The 694-nt window shown below is 47.1% G+C and carries 1 pseudogene; it reads left to right on the top strand.

What is annotated here, in order from left to right:
* Positions 1–694 (top strand): annotated as a pseudogene (locus F4W09_RS16985) (contractile injection system protein, VgrG/Pvc8 family); the annotation flags it as partial.

Below are 694 nucleotides of genomic sequence, written 5' to 3'. Positions count from 1 at the left end.
GGCAGTGCATGTTCAGCGCTGGCAAGCTGATGCACTGACCCAAGATGATGGTGCAGGCAGTGTACAAAGCAAACATCAGCAGAGTGAGCAATATGATGTTGCAAGTTTAGGGCTAGAGCAAGCATGGCATTTTTCACCCGCATGGATGCAAGACCTGAATGGTGAGGATGGTGCAACAGCATCGGGCAATCCGCAACTAGAGCAATTAAACCAGCAGCTATCGGACTACTACAATACACAAGCCAAGCATTTCTGTGCACAGTCTACGGTGCGAGATGCTCATGTGGGTTACTGGTTTGAACTGCAAGATCATCCTGAAATTAATCAACACAGTGGTGCAGACAAAGAATTTCTCATTACCGAAAAAACCTTTTATAGCCAAAATAACCTACCGAAAGATTTAAACCAGCAATTGGAGCAACTTCTCCAACAAAGTCACTGGCAATTTACATCTACACTGAGCAGCATTGCAAGTGAACAGCGCCAAGGCAATCTGCTGAGCTTACAACGTCGACATATTAAAACTGTCCCCGCTTATCATCCTGAGCAGCATCGCCCAGCTGCCTACCCGCAACGTGCTCAGGTGGTTGGACCGAATGGTGAAGAAATCCATGTCGATGAATGGGGGCGCATCAAAGTTCGCTTTTTATTCACAAGAAATGAAGACCATACGCATGATGGCGGCGCGGGTAGT

It is taken from the genome of Acinetobacter tandoii (assembly GCF_008867985.1).
Lineage (GTDB): Bacteria > Pseudomonadota > Gammaproteobacteria > Pseudomonadales > Moraxellaceae > Acinetobacter > Acinetobacter tandoii.
The sequence above is the reverse complement of the archived record's forward strand: the minus strand, read 5'-3'. Positions and strand labels throughout refer to the sequence as shown.